The organism is Sinorhizobium kostiense (genome assembly GCF_017874595.1).
In the GTDB taxonomy this organism is placed as follows: domain Bacteria; phylum Pseudomonadota; class Alphaproteobacteria; order Rhizobiales; family Rhizobiaceae; genus Sinorhizobium; species Sinorhizobium kostiense.
This window is the reverse complement of the sequence record NZ_JAGILA010000004.1, coordinates 311,897-327,209: the sequence shown is the minus strand read 5'-3', so window position 1 is coordinate 327,209 and position 15,313 is coordinate 311,897. Positions and strand designations below refer to the sequence as shown.

The window sequence follows — 15,313 nt, the reverse complement described above, 5'->3', positions numbered from 1 at the left end:
TGCCTACTCCATCCGTACAGTGACGAACCGCAATTCGCCGCTCTTGTTGGCGATCATCAGGAGCGCGTTACGCCGGCCATCGGACTTGAGCGCCTCGACGCGCGCCGCCACGTCTTCCGGCTTGCTCATCGCCTCCTGGCCAAGTTCGACGATCACGTCTCCGGCCTCGACGAGGCGCTCGGCCGCCGGCGAGTTCGGCTTGACTTCGGTCACGAGCACACCCTCAACGTTCTCGGCAATGCCGAAAGACCTGCGCTGTCCTTCGTCGAGCAACGCGAGTTTCATGCCGAGCACGACATCGCTCGCCGGCAGTTGCGCGGCTGGCGGCTCGCCAGGCTTGGCGCCCTCGCCGTTCGGCCGCTCGCCAGGGCTCACATTCGCCAGTTGCTCACCATCCTCAAGCCGGCCGAGCGTGATGCGGACCGTCTGCTCCTCACCCTCGCGGATGATCACCACGTCGACTGCCTTGCCCACGGGGCTCTCGCCAACAGCCCGCATCAAATCGCGGATTTCGACGATGTCCGTGCCGTCGAAGCGGGTGATGATGTCGCCCGCCTTGATTTCGCCGCTCTTGATCGGCCCGCCATCGATGATGCCGGAGACCAGGGCCCCGTGCGGCCGCTCCATCTTGAGGCTTTCGGCGATATCATCGCTCACCGGCTGGATGCGAACGCCGAGCCAGCCGCGCCGCGTTTCGCCGAATTCCTTGAGCTGGTTGACAACGTTCACCGCCAGTTCCGTCGGCACGGCAAAGCCGATGCCGACCGACATGCCGGTCTGCGAAAGGATCGCCGTGTTGATGCCGATGACCTCGCCCTGCATGTTGAACAGCGGCCCGCCGGAATTGCCGCGGTTGATCGCCGCATCGGTCTGGATGAAATTGTCATAGGGGCCGGCATTGATGTTGCGGCCGCGCGCCGAGACCACGCCGACGGATACGGAGACGCCGAGGCCGAACGGGTTGCCGACGACCATCACCCAATCGCCGATCCTGATCCTGCGGGAATCGCCCAAGGTCACCGCCTTGAGCGGTTTTGTCGGCTCGACCTTGAGCAGTGCTAGATCGGTCTTGGCATCCGTACCGACCTGCTTTGCCTTGAGCGTCGTGCCGTCGGAAAGATTGACCTCGATCTCGGTCGCGTCCTGGATGACATGGTTGTTGGTGACGATGTAGCCAGTCGGATCGATGATGAAGCCGGAGCCGAGAGAATTGACGGTGCGTGGACGCGCGCCAGGTCCACGCTGGCCCTTGAAGAATTCGTCGAAGAATTCCTGATGGGGAGACCCCTCCGGCACTTGCGGCATCGGCGCATTGTCGACCCCCTCGCCCACGCTCTGTGAGATCGAGATATTGACGACCGCATCGAGTACTCCCTCGGCAAGATCGGCCACGGAAGGTGGCCCGGAGGGCGGCCACGGCTTTGCCGTATCGGCAAGGGCGGTGTTGGAAAGAAGCAGCGCCGCCGCGGCTGTCAGCACCACGCTGCGGAAAAAATCGGGTCGTTTCGACAAGTTCGCTGGGCTCCTATCGTTCCATCTTCATCTCGCCCGGCCAAGGGCTTCACCGTCGCGAATACACGCTCGGCCTCCGCGGCGAATTATACCGCCTTCTGCATGTCTCCTTAAATCGATTTCGATTTAAGGACAGCAGCGCTTAAAGTGCTGGCTGCGATCTTTGCGCGTCTGATGAGACGCGCGGGTGTTTCGCGCAGCAAAAAAGACCTTCCCTTGAAGATACGGCGGATTTCCGGAGGGTCCAAACACGATTTACTGATTGGGTGCCCCTTTCGCCGCTCAGGTGGTGATCTCGTGCCCGTGCTCCTTCAGCGCGTGCAGCGCCGTTTCGAGATCGGATCCCGCCACGAAGAAATAATCGGTGCTGAAGGTGGAATTGGCGAAAACCCCAACCCCCGCAGCCGACAGCGGACGAAGTGCCGAGGAGAGCACGCCCGGCACGTCGAAACTGAAATGATGCTCGATGCGGAAGCAGCGCCAACCGAGCGAACTTTGTACGCTCGAGGGGACGCGGGCCGCACGACAAACGAGTGTCATCTCCTCGCGGGAACTCGAAACCGTCCAGAACCCTGGCCCGGGCAGCCACTCCGGAATGGCGGAGCCTATGGTGAAGCGGGTAATCGCATATTCGGCGTCGACCAATCGGATCAGCAGTTTATGTGACATTTCAGATCATCCTCGAACCAACCAGACAAGTCCGACGCCAATGGCCACCGAAGCAACTCCGGCCAAACGGAGCTGATGCTCCGGGACATACGGCAAACGCTTCGCCATTTCCACCAGAACCAAAGGGGCCAGTGCGTACACCAGCCCCTCGATGATCAGGAAGAACGCAATCCCGGTCAGGAGATCGGTCATCGTCCGCTCAATCCGTGGGTGTCGACCCAGCTTCCGGCGCCGCCAGGGCCGGTGGCGCCGATTGCCCGGGCCCGTTCGCGCTATTGAAATATTGGAAGAATTCCGAGTGCGGCGACAGGACCACCGTGGTATCAGGGCTGGCGATGGATTGGGTATAGGCCGCCATCGAGCGGTAGAACTCGAAGAAGGCCGGATCACGCTGGAACGCATCGGCGAATATCCTGGTACGCTCACCTTCGCCTTCACCGCGCAGGATCTCCGAATCGCGCTGCGCTTCGGCAACAATCTCGACGACCTGACGGTCGGCGATGGCGCGGCGGCGCTGGCCTTCCTCGTTACCGCGCGCCCGGATCAGTTCGGCTTCAGCCAGACGCTCGGCCTTCATGCGCTCGTAGGTCTGCTGGGAGACTTCCTGGGTCAGGTCCGTCCGGCGGATGCGCACGTCCTCGATGTTGAGCCCGAGCGATTCCGCGTCGGGCCTGAGGTCTGCCCCGACCTCTCGCATCATCGAGGCGCGTTCGTCGGAGAGCGCCGCCTCGAAGCCCCTGAGACCGTAGACGCGACGCAGCGATGCGTCGAGACGGGTCCTCAGCCGCGCTTCGGCAGACTCCCGGTCCCCGGAAACCGTCTCGCGGAAACGCCGGGGGTCGGCGATCTTGTAGACCACGAAGGCGTCCACTTCGTAGAACTTGCCGCCCGATACCTGCACGCGAATATCGTCGAGGTCGAAGCGCAGCGCCTGATCGGGCACATATTGCACGCGATCGGCATCCATGAATCCGAAGGGCAGCTTGAAATAGAGACCCGGCTGAGTCTTCACGTCGCGGATCTCGCCGAAGCGCACGACAATTGCCTGCTGACGCTCGTTGACCACGAAGATCGAGGAGTAGGCGATGACCAGAATCGCGGCGAGAGCGATGAGGATCATTGAGCTGCGATTGTTTATCATTGCACACCTCCCGACTGCTGCTGAGGCCTGCCGATCTCCGTGAGCGGCAGATAGGGCAGGACGCCCTGGCCGTTCTTTTCGTCGAGAATGACCTTCTTCGATTTGCCGAGAACCCCCTGCATCGTCTCGAGGTAGAGCCGCTTGCGGGTGACGTCCGGCGCCTTGGAATATTCGTCGTAAACGGAGATGAAGCGCTGCGCCTCACCTTCCGCCTCCTTGACGACGCGATCCTTGTAGGCCGCTGCCTCCTCGCGAATCTGCGCAGCCTGACCGCGCGCCCTGCCGAGCACCTGGTTGGCGTACTGGTTGGCCTCCTCGACGAAGCGGTCCTCGTCCTGTTCGGCGCGTTGCACTTCGTCGAAGGCATCGGCTACCTCGCGGGGCGGAGCCGCATCCTCGATGGCGACCGTATTCACGGCCATGCCGGCGCCGTAGGTGTCCAGCGTCGCCTGGATCGTGTTGCGAACATCCGTGGCGATCGCCTGGCGGTTGTCGCGGAAAATGTCCTGCGCCGGGCGCCGGCCGACGACCTCGCGCATCGCGCTTTCGGCCACCTGCTGCAGCGTGTCGACGGGATTTTCGACGTTGAAGAGGTAGGCCTTCGGATCGGTAACCGAGAAGAGGACGGAGAACTGCACGTTGACGATGTTCTGATCGCCGCTCAGCATCAAGCCCGAGGTCGACTGCCCCGTGGCACGGCCGCCGATATTGAGCTGCTGCTCCGTCACCTTGGTCAATTCGACGGTTTCGAATGGCCAGAAATGATAGTGCAGGCCGGGCATGGAGATTTCCTCCTTCGGCTCGCCGAACCGCATCTCGACGCCGCGTTCGTCCGGCTGCACGGTATAGACGGAATTGAGCAGGACGAAGCCGAGGATCAGCAGGCCGACGATGACGAAAATGCCGCCGTTGAAGCCGCCCGGTACGACGTTCTTCAATTGATCCTGGCCGCGCCGGATGATCTCTTCCAGGTCCGGCGGACCGCCTCTCCCCCCGCGTGGCCTATTTCCCTGGCCCCATGGCCCTTGATTGCCGCCGCCGCCCCAAGGGCCGCCGCCGCCATTTTGATTGCTCCAGGGCATCAAAACCTCTCTTGAAAGAAAACTTGCCCGTCGACCTCGCCGCCGAATGCGGCCGGTCAGGATGTGAACCCCGTTATAGGTATCATGTGCATTGGTTTCAACGAGATACGACCGAGTTCACGGTAAATGGCTTAAAATAATCGAGAGCCAGACGCGAGCGCCCGTCAACGCCGCCGCCAGGTGACGAAGTGCATTGCGTGGCTGTCCTTGTCGCCGCGCGGCAGGTCCTCCTCGAAGACCTTTTCGAAGATGGCCGGATCGATTGCCGGAAAGCGCGTATCCCCCTCCACCTCTGCTTGCACCTCGGTGACGTGCAGGATGTCCGCCATCCCGATCGATTGCCGGTAGATATCGCCGCCGCCGATGACGCATATCTCGTCGACGCCAAGCGCTGCCGCATGGGCGCGCGCCCGGTCGAGCGCGGCGTCGAGCGAGGGCGCGGTTTCGGCACCTTGCGCTTTGAAATCAGGATCGCGGCTGACGACGATGTTTGGGCGGCCGGGCAACGGTCGGCCGAGCGAGGCCCAAGTCTTCCGGCCCATCAGGACAGGCTTGCCGATGGTCAGCGCCTTGAAACGCTTGAGATCGGTCGAAAGCCGCCACGGCAGGTCGCCCTCCCGGCCGATCACCCCGTTCGCGGCGACGGCGACAACGATGACGATTTTCGGATCGCTCTTCGCTTCAATCATGGAAACCACTCGGCTTGCTGTCGATTTCGCGTGCCCTGAGAGCCGCGGGACGGTCGGTCACGACAGCCAGGTAGCGGTCGACGATCTCGCTCTCCGGCAGGATCTTGCGCATCCATTGCAGCGCGCTCGCCAGCAACAGGTCGGCGGCGCTGATCTTCTCGCCGAGAAGATAGGACTGGCGGGAGAGGACGTCGATCACATGGGCGCACATTTCGGTGTAAAGCCGTGCGTAGCTCGGCTCGCTGGCGGTCACACCGGAAAAATGCGCGTGGGCCGCCGGTTCGATCACCCCGCCATAATAGGCCAACCATGAAAGATAAGCGCCGCGTTCGGGATGGCCCGGCGGCCGACCGAGGCTGCTGTCCGGATAAAGATCCGTCAGATACTGCACGACCGCGGCGGACTCCCAGATGAGCACCCCGTCATGCAGCAGCGCCGGCACCTGCTTGTGCGGGTGCGGATTGTTCTCGTCCGGCCGGCCGGACCCGTCCCGCCGACGGATATCGACGTAGCGGATCTCGTACTCGGCGCCGAGCTCCTCGAGCAGCCAAATGATTCGCGACGAGCGCGACATGGGTGCATGGATCAGCGTAAGCATAGAAATCTCCCCACTTCCTGGGCGCCGTGGCCGCCACGTTGCGGTCGCCTGCCGGCTGCATCAGACCGCGACCGGCGCCTTGATGTGTCCATCGGCCTCGTAGCCGACGAGCGTGAAGTCCTCGAACCTGAAGGAAAATATATCCCTTACCGCCGGATTGATTTCCATCTTCGGCAGCGGCTTCGGCGTGCGCGTCAGTTGCAGCCGTGCCTGCTCGAAGTGGTTGTGATAGATATGCGCGTCGCCGAGTGTATGCACGAAGTCGCCGGCCTTGAGCCCCGCCACTTGCGCCACCATCATCGTCAGGAGAGCATAGGAGGCAATATTGAAGGGCACGCCCAGGAAGATGTCGGCGGAGCGCTGGTAGAGCTGGCAGGAGAGCTTGCCGTCCGCCACATAGAACTGGAACAGGCAATGGCAGGGCGGTAGCGCCATCTCGTCGACGAGCGCCGGGTTCCAGGCCGACACGATGTGGCGGCGCGAGTTCGGATTGGTCTTCAGTCCTTCGATCAGCCCGGCGATCTGGTCGATATGACCTCCGCCTGGCGTCGGCCAGGAACGCCACTGATAGCCGTAGACCGGCCCGAGTTCCCCCTTCTCGTCCGCCCATTCGTCCCAGATGCTGACGCCGTTTTCCTTGAGGTAGGCGATGTTCGTGTCACCCTTCAGAAACCACAGGAGCTCATGGATGATCGAGCGCAGATGCAGCTTCTTCGTCGTCAGCACCGGGAAGCCTTCGGATAGATCGAAGCGCATCTGATGACCGAAGACCGAGCGCGTGCCGGTGCCGGTCCGGTCGCCTCGATCGGTACCGTTGCTCATGACATGGTCGAGAAGCTCGAGATATTGCCGCATGGTCTTCCGCCGCCGATTCGTTCCTCCCTTCAAAATAGGACGAACTCCCCAAGGAACCAACGGCGCCCATCGGTTTTCCACGCGGTCTCTCGCCGTTATAGCCCAGCGCGCCTCATCGGGCGCGCCAAGCTCGAAAAGAGATCCGGGGCATGCAGCAGACTTGCTGCTCACTTTGCCGGGCGTCTGTTCGCGGCATGATCCTGGTATTGTTCGGTCTTTGCTGCATTGCCGTCCAGGCCGCGCAGATCCGAGTGCTGCTTCTTGTCACGGTTGGACAGGACCTCGTTTTCACCGACCATCCCTTCCTGAATTTCGGTCTGCGCCCCGCTTCCAGATCCCTTGCCCTTGTCGGGCTTACCAATATTCTTCTTGCTGGCGTGAGCCATGGTCATCTCCTTCGTTGAGAACGCCGGAGCGCTCAGCGTCCGGAATCCTTGTGGTGTCTGCTTTCCTGATTTTCTCCCCTCAGGATGCTGCGATCATTCTCCTCGCGCGCGTCGGCATGCTTCGTATCGAGGTCTTGCCCCTTCCGCTCAGCCTTTCTGAGGGCATCGGAGCGCTTCAGATCCGCCTCGGCATCGAAATCCTTGCCTGCATTCGACGTGTTCTCGCGGCGCTGGATCACGCGCTGTTGCTGCTCGTGCGTCTTCCTGCCGACCATCGTCATTCCTCCTGATTGGCCTTCTATTTATTGGTACGTCCGCGTTGCGCGGGATTGGCGCCGCCCTGGACGGTCGCGTCGTTCGCGACGTCGCCTTCGGCAGTGCTGTCGCGCTTCAGGCGCTCGTAATCGGAAGGTCCTCTGATCCCCTTCGACTGGCCGATGCCCGGATCTTCCTTGAGGTCCTTGTCGCTGGGGCGGTGTGTTTTCGGGTGCTTGGAGGTTGTCATGGAACTCTCCCTCTGCTGCCGGACCGCAGTCCTCTCCGGGCTTAACCGGAGTCGGCGGCGAATGTTCCCGGCCCGAAGGGACGCGGCTCCGCGCTATCACCGTCCCGGATCGCTCGTCGGAGGAAACATTCTCAGCCGATTGCGGTTAGGCCCTTTGGAGCGCGCACCCTCGACAGACAAATATTGGAAGGGAGAGCGACCATGAGCGCAACAGGCCTCGACGTCTTCGACAAAACCTTGCAAACCACCAATGGCTGGCTCGCCGAGATCATGGAGGACCACGGCCCCGATCGGAAAGTGGCGTGGCATATCCTGTGCGTGGTGCTGCGCGCACTGCGCGACAGGCTGCCGCCGGATATGGCTGCCCATCTCGGCGCAGAACTTCCGCTGCTGGTGCGGGGCGCCTTCTACGATCAATACCGTCCTTCGCAGCAGCCCGACAGGCAAACGCGTTCGATCGACGAGTTCCTGGCGAACATCGCCGAGGGAATGAAGAACACCAGACCGGTCGATCCAGCGGAAGCAGCCATATCGGTGTTCCGGGTACTGTCCCGGCACATAGATCCCGGCCAATCGGCCAAGGTTCGCGAGACCCTGCCGAAGGAAATCCGGGCACTGTGGCCCGAGAGTGCCGGCGCAAAGGAATAGCGCGGGAGCAGCAATGAAGGCCGTTTGAGCCCGCCAGGCTTCCGTCGGGTTGGCGCTCGCGCGCTCGCCTGCCGCTAACGCCCGCCCACCGAGCTTCGGTCTTGAACACGCCTGTCACAATTCCCTTTCCAACCCCCTTTTCTTGGGGCCCGGAAGGACCTATATGACGAGTGCCGTCTTCGGGCGGCTATGGCAATAAACGGGCGATGCAATAAACCCATTGGACCCGGGGGCGGTACCCGGCGCCTCCACCAAAAACCGGTCTCTTCCGAGCACTCGGACCGGCTTTTGATGGGGGCGAAATAGGATCGACAAGGGTGTAAAGATCGACTTTTTGCTCGGCATTGTACCACCGTTATCGGGCTAAACTTATAGTTGCAAACGACAACTATGCTGAAGCACGTCTCGCTGCCTAACGGCGGTGCGGCACTTCAAATCAAGCCCTTCCGGGTAGCACCGTAAGGCGGGGTCCGAAGGCACCTGGCAACAGAAGCCTTCACCTTCTCCCCCGTCCTGAAATGGTCTATAGATGCCTCGATAATTGACTCGTCAACGCGGACGGGCAATGAAGTGCATACGTAAGCGCCGCGGTATCGGCACCGGTACTGATGCATCGAGTTGGAAGAGAGACGGGGATCACATGGGCCAGGACCATATACGCTACGACATTCTGGCGCAGGACGCGCTTCGCGGCGTCATCCGCAAGGTACTGGCCGAAGTCGCGGCCACGGGCCACCTGCCCGGTGATCACCATTTCTTCATCACTTTCCTGACCGGCGCTCCGGGCGTTCGGCTCTCGCAGCATCTCAAGGCAAAATATCCGGAACAGATGACGATCGTCGTCCAGCATCAGTTCTGGGAACTCAAGGTGTCCGAGGCCGGATTCGAAATCGGCCTTTCCTTCTCCGATACGCCGGAGAAACTGGTGATCCCCTTCAATGCGATCCGTGGCTTCTACGACCCCTCCGTGAATTTCGAACTCGAATTCGACGTGGCCGCCGGCGAGGAGGAAGAAGCTGAGTCGGCAGAAATCACCGCCTACCCGGCAAGCGAGGTCGACGACTCATCATCGCAGCCGGAAGCTGAAAAACCAGGCGGCGAGAAAGGCGGCGGCGCTTCGGTCGTCTCGCTTGATTCCTTCCGCAAGAAAAACTGAAGCTCAAGGGGCGCAGAACCATGGCCGGCGACGTCGTAAATCTACGTCAGTTCCGCAAGCGTCATGCCCGCGCCGAAAGCGAAAAGCAGGCCGAACAGAATCGCATTTCTTTCGGCCGAACCAAGGCGGAACGATCCCTGACGAAGGCCTTGAACGAGAAGGCAACGAGATCGCTCGACCAGGGCCGGCTGGAGAGAGGCCCTTCTTCGGCGCCCGATCGAAACGCGCGCGAAGGGAAAGAAGACTGACTTGCGATTGAAGAAAGCGATTCCGCGACAGTCGGTTGGCTCAGTTTCCGGAATCCGTCTGAGAGCGACTTGAATCACCTTCTGAGGTCAGGAATGATCGCCAAGCATTCGGCGACGCTGCACGGACACCGAACCAGCTTCACTCTTGAGGATCCCTTCTGGCAGGAGTTGAAGTCGATCGCAAAAAGCCGCGGCATTCCGCTCGCCCGCCTGATCGTCGAAATAGACGACAGCCGCGGCTCGGAAGGAAACCTCTCCTCCGCCCTCAGGCTCTACGTGCTCGCCTGGGTCAAGGGGCACTCGGACGCTGCGAGCGCTTCGTAAGCGAAGAGTAGCGACTGCGGCGCATACCCTCCAGCGTGCCTCTCTCCCTGGGCCCTTATCGAACCGTGATATCGGGCAACATCTCGAAGTCGAGGCCACGGGGAGATGGACCGGCATTCTCCCCCGGCGGTGGCAGGTCGCGGCCGCGCTCGACACCCCTCTCCGGCGCTGGCTGCGGCTCCTTCGGCGCCAATTGCCCCATCCGCCGCCGCTCCTCCTCGGCCGCACGCCGCTCCACGGCCGCCCTTGCCTCGGCCTCCGCCTTCATCCGCGCAGCTTCCGCTGCGGCTGCCTGGCGCCGGCGCTCCTCGGCGATAGCGCGCTTGCGTTCGATCACCCGCGCAGCCGCCCGCGCCTTGTAGAGTTGCACCTCACGGCGCAGGCGTTGCTTTTCCAGGACATTCGCCTGCAGCATCTCAACGCGCCGGCGCTCCTTCTCATAGGCCCGAAGCGACAGGAAATTGGCGAGGTCGGAGACATCGAGCGAGACGCCGGGAGCAGCCAGGAGCCCGGCATAGCCGATGCGCACGCGCGGCTCGGCGCCGGCAAGCGCCTCCTCGCCTGGGCGGAAGGTGAGCTCGACCGTACCATTCAAACGCTGCGCCGCAAGATCGAGGGATGCCTCGCCGGAAAAGGCCGCGTTGCCGTCGCGCGCGGTCACATTCTGCAACCGAACCGTTCCGCCGGCGATGCTGAAAGGCACCTTGATCGCATCGAGCACCGATTGGCCGCTGAAGATTTCGCGTTCTGCAAGCCTGCGGATGGAATCCGGCGAAATCCCGCTCTTCATCGCGTCGGCGGCCGCCATCATTTGCGGCAGCGCGGCCGTGTTGATGCCCTTGACCGTCACGCCCTCGAAGGTCGCCGTTCCCGAACCGCTGGCTGAGCGGGCCATCGCCTCGGGGGTTGCCCCCGAAGCCTCCATCGCCACCGCAAGGTCGAACCGGCCGGTGGCGACCGGCCCGTCCTGCCGCGACCAGCCCGCGGCGGCCAGATCGCCACCCTTGAGGTCGAAACGCGACCTGAAAAAGCCCGAGCCATTGGCGTTGCCGAGCTGCAGCCGCCCCTCGAGCTTCCCCCCCAGCCAGTCGCCCTTCATCGCGCTGAAGGCGACTTCGTCGCCCTTCCATTCGAGTGTACCGCTGAACTCCTTTACGGCGTCATAGACGCCCGGCCAGAAACGCTTGGCGGTCACGTTGAGCGCGACGTCGAGACCCGAAAAAGCCGGCGGCGCAACCGGCGCGGTCGACAGGCCGCCCGTCGAGGCATTCTGGACCTGGCCGAGGATAGCGTCCCCGAGCCAACCGAGATCGAGCGTGTCGAAGGCGAGTTCGCCCTGAGCTTTGCCCCGCACATTGCGGTCGATCGATATCGCTCCGGCAAAGCCATTCTGATCGGCTTTGCCTTGGATCTCCGAGAGGATGATCCTCTCCGGATCGGACGTGACATCGGCCGACAGGGTCACCGGCAGACCGCTCCCCATCTGCGGCAAGGCAACTCCCTTCAAGAGAAGGTAAGGCTCGAGATCCTCAGTCTGCAGCGTAAGCTTGCCCTGGCCTTCGAAATAACGGTCGCGCGAAAGGTCGACGGTCCCCTTTGCAGCGAGCGACGTCTTCTGCGTGGTGAAGGTCAATGAGCCATTCGCCTTCGCATCCTCCGTGCTCTGCAGCTTGAGGGCAAGAATGCCGTTCGCGTCCGCCTCGAATGGCAGCGGATCGAGGCCCGCCTGCCCGAGCAGGATGGGTGTGCGTGGGTTCTCCAGAGTCGCCTCGAGCAGCATGTTTCGCCCGGCAAGCGCCTGAGCGAGGTCCGGCGCCTGGTAGCTCGCGGCGATCTTGCCGCCATTGGCGGTGCCGATCACGCCGAACGTGACTGGCGCATTACCGTCCTTGTTGCCGGCCGTCAGTGTCACGTCGAAGGCCGCGTTCGAGAAATACGGACCGGCTTCGATCAGCCGCCGCAATGCCGGGTGGGCTGCCGTGTGCCGCCCGATCATCTCCAGGAACGGAGTCAGTTCCTCGGCGGCTAGTTTCATCTTTGCGGAGATAACCGGCTTTTCGAAATCGCCGCTCACACGGCCGGACAAGGCGAGCTTTGCGCCGGAAACGGACCCGATCGCCACCCGCTCTGCCTGCAATTGGCCATTCTTCAACGTCAGCACCGCCTGCACGTCCCGGGCTTCCTCACCGAACGCGGAAAATGAATCGGCGGCAAGATCGGCGGCGATCGCGTGCTTCAGCAGCGTTTCCGTCGACGCGTCGCCGGCGACGAGCCCGGCGAGCGCCCGCAGCGCATCGAGATCGATTCGGTTGCCCTTGAGCTGGACCGATAGCAATGGCTGCTGGTCGGCGAAGGAAAGGCGTTCCAGCCGCCCCTTCAAGGTCGCGGGACCCGCCGCCACTTCTAGATCTTCGAACTGCTGCAGCGTCTCCGTGAGATTGACCGTCGCCGCGAAGCCCGCGGTCTTCAGCTTGCGGATGGCCGGATCGACCGACCCTGCCAGCCAGTTGGCGAGCCCCGACGGCTGGTTCGAGGCAATGACGATGTCGCCGCGGAAGGAACGGTCGTCCTCCAGATTCAGCCGTCCCTTCGCTTCAAGTTGCGTGCGCCCGGGCAAAAGGGCCACGGCGTTGTCGATGATCCAACCCGCGCCGTCTGGCCGGACGTCAAGGCGCACATCGCGGACGGTGGTATCGCCGATGACGATTGCCGGAAGGCTGAGGCTGGCGCGGCCGGGCACCTGAGGGATCGGAATCTCGGCCGCAATCGCCATCATCCTTTCCAGACGCTGGCGCAGCGACACTGCCGGATTGCGATCCGTCTTGCCGCCGCGACCGGAACTGCCGATGCGGCTGACATCGATCTGCTGCCCGTCGGCAATCAGCAGGAATTTCTGCTCCTTGCCCGTGTCGAGCGTCGCCTCACCGGTGACGATATAGGGGTCGTCTGGCGGACCGACCTCGAAGCGGTACTCCGGAACGCGAATGCTCTCGTTGGTGAGCTGGAAGGTGCCGTTGATGCGCGGCGGATTGCTGGCCTTGTCCTCACCCTCTTTGTCCTCGCCCCCTTTGTCCTCACCGGCCTTGACCTCGCCCCCTTGGCGGTTTTCCGTCAGGGTGAACCGCCCGGCATAGACCGGCTTGAGATCGACCACCTTCAGATCGCCATCAAGTTCGACGCCGAAGGGCCGCTCGTCCGGTGTCAGCCGCGCCCGGAGGCTGAGCGTCCCCTGCTCATCGACCGCGCCAGTCGAAAAGGAGAAATTGCCCGCCTCCCCGTCGAGGGCCGCGCGGCCTTCGACCTTCCAGGGTCCGGCAAGCGTGCGGGCCGAGAGATCGGCGGAAAGATCGCTCACCCGCCGCGTGCGGCCCGTCTGCTCATCGATGAATTCGATCTCGCCATTGGCGATCTCGATCTTTTCGAGGACCACGGTCTTGGCCGGAATCGCCGCCCGCGGACCACGCGCCCAGTCGAGCGTGCCATCCGGTTGCAGGCGGATGCGCGCCTTGGGGGTGTCGAGCCTCATGTCGAAGATCAACGCCTCGCCGCTCAGGAAGGGAGCAAGCTCTGCGCTCATCGAGAAATGCTTGACCCGGATCAGCGGCTCGCCGCCATCGGTCGGGCCGACGCGCACATCGTTGAGCGTCACCGTGGGGAAGGGAATAAGCCGCGCGTCGACACTGCCGTGCACCACCACAGGCTTGCCCATGATGCGGCTCGCCTCGCGCTCGAACTCGGCACGGAAATTGGTCCAGTCAATGAACCACGGGGCGATCAGCGCTGCAAAGAGCGCGACAACCAGGAGGCCGCCGATGATAACGAAAATTCGCGCCAGCACCGTGTCACATTCCCATCTGCTCAGCGAGCACCACCGTCAGGCGAAGATCTTGCCTGGATTGAAGATATTGTCCGGGTCAAGCGAATGCTTGACCCGCCGCATCAGGTCCACCGCCTCGCCGAGCTCGGCCTCGAGGAACGGCACCTTGCCCTGGCCGATTCCGTGTTCGCCCGTACAAGTACCATCCATGGAGAGCGCGCGGCTATTCAGCCGTTCGATGAAAGCCTCGACCCGCGCCACATCGGTGGCGTCCTTGTCGTCGAAAAGCACGCCGACGTGGAAATTGCCGTCGCCTGCGTGACCGACGATCGGCGCTATCAGGCCGTTGGCGGCGATGTCCTCCTGGGTCGCCGCGACGCAGTCGGCCAGACGCGAGATCGGCACGCAAACATCCGTCGCCAGGATGGCAGCGCCGGGCTTCAGGCTCTTCTGCGCCCAGTAGGCGTTGTGCCGGGCCTTCCAGAGCCGTGCCCGTTCTTCTGGATTGGTGGTCCATACGAAGCCGGTAGAACCGAATTCCGACGCTATTTCGGCGAAGTGCCGCGATTGGAGTTCCACGCTTCCGGCGCTGCCGTGGAATTCGACGAAAAGCGTCGGCGTCTCCTCATAGCTCAAGCCGGAATAGGCATTGCAGGCCCGCATCTGCAGCGCGTCGAGCAGTTCGATGCGCGCGATGGGAATGCCGGACTGGATCGTCAGGATGACCGCGTTGCAGGCATCCGCAATCGTCGGGAACGGACACACGCCGCCGGAGATCACCTCCGGTATCCCATGCAGGCGCAGGGTAACGGAGGTGATGATGCCGAGCGTGCCTTCGGCACCGACGAAGAGCCGCGTCAGGTCGTAGCCGGCCGAGGACTTGCGTGCACGGTGTGCCGTCCTGATCTCACGCCCGCCTGCAACGACCACTGTCACCGCAAGCACATTCTCCTTCATCGTGCCGTAACGTACCGCGTTGGTGCCCGAGGCACGCGTCGATGCCATACCGCCGATCGAGGCGTTCGCACCCGGATCGATCGGAAAGAAAAGGCCCGTATCGCGCAGATAGGTGTTCAACTGCTCGCGCGTCACACCGGGCTCCACGGTGCAATCGAGGTCCTCGGCATTGACCTCGATGATCCGGTTCATCCGTGACATGTCGACCGATATGCCCCCATGGGGTGCATTGATATGACCTTCGAGCGAGGACCCGGTGCCGAAGGCGATCAGGGGCACGCGGTGGGCCGAGGCGATCCCGACGATCTCACAGACCTCGGCAGCATTTTCGGGAAAGACGACGCAGTCGGGCAACTGCGCCGGGATATAGGTGGTCGCGTGCGCATGCTGGGCCCGGATCGCCTCTCCTGTCTGGAACCGGTCACCGAATCGCTCGCCCAGCAGCGTCTTGGTGGCGGCAATTCCGCTTTCGTTCCTCAACCCAGACCTGATCGCCTTCAACGCCACGAATTGTCCCTTCCCAGGCGCCGCGCGCGAGCGTGCGGAAATCGCCACAACAATCTGAACTCTCGCACAATTTAGTCCCAATTCGACACCGAATTAAGGAATTATGCGGCCGAGGGCTCTGTGCTGCCGGTACAGCTTCCAGTCCGGACGGCAGCCGGCAAGCGTGCCTCGCACCCCTGAGTCGGAAGCGCTTTCATTTTCAAGGCGCTACTGTGCAAA

General features: G+C 62.7%; 17 protein-coding genes and 1 other RNA gene. 5 read left to right on the top strand and 13 right to left on the bottom strand.

Annotation, left to right across the window (positions count from 1 at the left end; genetic code table 11):
• Positions 1–3: 3 nt before the first annotated feature.
• From J2Z31_RS16850 to J2Z31_RS16800, 11 genes are all read right to left on the bottom strand, one after another.
• Positions 4–1,512, bottom strand: a complete 1,509-nt coding sequence (locus J2Z31_RS16850; RefSeq protein WP_209602721.1) for a Do family serine endopeptidase — start codon at positions 1,510–1,512, stop codon at positions 4–6.
• A 282-nt stretch (positions 1,513–1,794) separates the two neighbouring features.
• Positions 1,795–2,181, bottom strand: coding sequence for an ACT domain-containing protein (locus tag J2Z31_RS16845; RefSeq protein WP_209602720.1), 387 nt, complete (start codon positions 2,179–2,181; stop codon positions 1,795–1,797).
• 6 nt (positions 2,182–2,187) lie between these two features.
• Positions 2,188–2,373: a DUF2065 domain-containing protein gene (locus J2Z31_RS16840; protein WP_209602719.1), complete on the bottom strand. Its 186-nt coding sequence runs from the start codon at positions 2,371–2,373 to the stop codon at positions 2,188–2,190.
• A 7-nt stretch (positions 2,374–2,380) separates the two neighbouring features.
• Positions 2,381–3,322, bottom strand: a complete 942-nt coding sequence (gene hflC, locus J2Z31_RS16835; RefSeq protein ID WP_209602718.1) for a protease modulator HflC — start codon at positions 3,320–3,322, stop codon at positions 2,381–2,383.
• A complete protein-coding gene (gene hflK / locus J2Z31_RS16830) occupies positions 3,319–4,404 on the bottom strand; it encodes an FtsH protease activity modulator HflK (RefSeq protein ID WP_209602717.1) in 1,086 nt (361 codons plus the stop codon). Before hflK ends, hflC begins: the two co-directional genes overlap by 4 nt.
• A gap of 164 nt (positions 4,405–4,568) precedes the next feature.
• Positions 4,569–5,093, bottom strand: a complete 525-nt coding sequence (locus tag J2Z31_RS16825; RefSeq protein WP_209602716.1) for a dihydrofolate reductase — start codon at positions 5,091–5,093, stop codon at positions 4,569–4,571.
• Complete coding sequence (locus J2Z31_RS16820) at positions 5,086–5,691, bottom strand: glutathione S-transferase (RefSeq protein WP_209602715.1); 606 nt, start codon at positions 5,689–5,691, stop codon at positions 5,086–5,088. Before J2Z31_RS16820 ends, J2Z31_RS16825 begins: the two co-directional genes overlap by 8 nt.
• A 60-nt stretch (positions 5,692–5,751) precedes the next feature.
• Entirely contained in the window at positions 5,752–6,546 is a 795-nt protein-coding gene (locus tag J2Z31_RS16815; protein WP_209602714.1) for a thymidylate synthase, read from the bottom strand.
• A gap of 167 nt (positions 6,547–6,713) precedes the next feature.
• On the bottom strand, positions 6,714–6,932 hold the full coding sequence (locus J2Z31_RS16810; protein ID WP_209602713.1) for a hypothetical protein: 219 nt from the start codon (positions 6,930–6,932) through the stop codon (positions 6,714–6,716).
• Between the two features lie 32 nt (positions 6,933–6,964).
• Complete coding sequence (locus J2Z31_RS16805) at positions 6,965–7,207, bottom strand: hypothetical protein (protein WP_209602712.1); 243 nt, start codon at positions 7,205–7,207, stop codon at positions 6,965–6,967.
• 23 nt (positions 7,208–7,230) lie between these two features.
• Entirely contained in the window at positions 7,231–7,437 is a 207-nt protein-coding gene (locus J2Z31_RS16800; protein WP_209602711.1) for a hypothetical protein, read from the bottom strand.
• 201 nt (positions 7,438–7,638) lie between these two features.
• Here J2Z31_RS16800 and J2Z31_RS16795 point away from each other — a divergent pair, with 201 nt between their 5' ends.
• From J2Z31_RS16795 to J2Z31_RS16775, 5 genes are all read left to right on the top strand, one after another.
• On the top strand, positions 7,639–8,085 hold the full coding sequence (locus tag J2Z31_RS16795; protein ID WP_209602710.1) for a DUF2267 domain-containing protein: 447 nt from the start codon (positions 7,639–7,641) through the stop codon (positions 8,083–8,085).
• 133 nt (positions 8,086–8,218) lie between these two features.
• Positions 8,219–8,586, top strand: a transfer-messenger RNA (tmRNA) gene (gene ssrA, locus J2Z31_RS16790).
• A gap of 139 nt (positions 8,587–8,725) precedes the next feature.
• Entirely contained in the window at positions 8,726–9,241 is a 516-nt protein-coding gene (locus tag J2Z31_RS16785; RefSeq protein WP_209602976.1) for an SspB family protein, read from the top strand.
• Positions 9,242–9,261: 20 nt separating this feature from the next.
• A complete protein-coding gene (locus J2Z31_RS16780) occupies positions 9,262–9,489 on the top strand; it encodes a DUF4169 family protein (RefSeq protein WP_209602709.1) in 228 nt (75 codons plus the stop codon).
• 93 nt (positions 9,490–9,582) lie between these two features.
• The gene (locus tag J2Z31_RS16775; RefSeq protein ID WP_234939475.1) at positions 9,583–9,813 is read left to right on the top strand and encodes a ribbon-helix-helix domain-containing protein; all 231 of its coding nucleotides are present in this window, start codon (positions 9,583–9,585) and stop codon (positions 9,811–9,813) included.
• A 55-nt stretch (positions 9,814–9,868) separates the two neighbouring features.
• Here the strand turns inward: J2Z31_RS16775 and J2Z31_RS16770 are convergent, their stop codons facing one another.
• Both J2Z31_RS16770 and J2Z31_RS16765 read right to left on the bottom strand, forming a co-directional pair.
• Entirely contained in the window at positions 9,869–13,651 is a 3,783-nt protein-coding gene (locus tag J2Z31_RS16770) for an AsmA family protein (protein WP_209602708.1), read from the bottom strand.
• Positions 13,652–13,687: 36 nt separating this feature from the next.
• Positions 13,688–15,094: an FAD-binding oxidoreductase gene (locus J2Z31_RS16765; RefSeq protein WP_209602707.1), complete on the bottom strand. Its 1,407-nt coding sequence runs from the start codon at positions 15,092–15,094 to the stop codon at positions 13,688–13,690.
• Positions 15,095–15,313: the final 219 nt, after the last annotated feature.